1 pseudogene is annotated in these 930 nt (G+C 62.3%); it reads right to left on the reverse strand.

The window, feature by feature from the left end:
* Positions 1 to 838, reverse strand: a pseudogene (locus Q4543_RS24450) (IS481 family transposase); the annotation flags it as partial.
* Between the last annotated feature and the right edge of the window lie 92 nt (positions 839 to 930).

Raw genomic sequence — 930 nt, forward strand, 5'->3', positions numbered from 1 at the left:
CACTTCTTCGATGCGGCCATTGAAGCGCTCGACCATGCCGTTGGTCTGAGGCGACTTCGGCGGGGTCAGGCGATGCTCTATGTCGAGGGCGGCGCAGAGCGTGTCGAATTCGTGCGCGCCGGTCGCTGCACGCTTGCGCAGGCCGAAGAGCCGATCGGTGAACTCCTTGCCGTTGTCCGTCAAAATGGTGCGGATACGCAGCGGGCAAGCGCGTTCCAGGTCACGAAGGAAGCGGCGGGCGTTAGCTGCCGTCTTGGCCTTGAAAACGCGGATGACGCCGGGGCTCCGCCCGTTCAGGGCTGAATTGATCCACTGGATCAATTCCGGGACGCCCTTCACCCCAGCGTGTCGCTCGGTCGATTGCCACAAAAAGGTAGCGGCGGGAACTCTCATCGGCCATTTGCGGCAGGTATTTCACGTCGATATGCAGGTATCCGGGTTCATAGGCCTTGAAGGCGCTTTGCTTCAGCTTTGGTGCTTTGGCCTTCAGATCGCGCAGGTTTCCCACGCCATGCCGACGCAGGCAGCGGTCCAGCCCAGAGCGCGAGGCATTCGGGTTTAGAAACTCGCGCACCACAGCCAGCAGGTCATCGAGTGATACCAGCAGCGTCGTGCGCAAGGCCACCGCAACAGCCTCCTGGGCCGGGGTCAGCGTCGTTTGCAGCCGGTGCGGTGTGTGGCTGCGATCCTCAACGCTGTCGCGGTGCCGCCACTTGTACACGGTCTGCTCCGTGACCCCGAAACGCTCGGCCAGCACCGGCGCAGTCTCCGTGCTCGCCTGTATCGCGGCCCGGACCTTTGGCGTCGTCGTGGCTTGCTTGTGAAGATGGATCAACATGGTCGCGCCCCGTTCCGAACTTCCCTCAGAACCGATCTTGCCATGAAAAGGGCAGACCGCCGAGGGTTTATGTGATCATCCGGGATGGAACA

It is taken from the genome of Salipiger sp. 1_MG-2023, assembly GCF_030547555.1.
Classification (GTDB): Bacteria; Pseudomonadota; Alphaproteobacteria; order Rhodobacterales; family Rhodobacteraceae; genus Salipiger.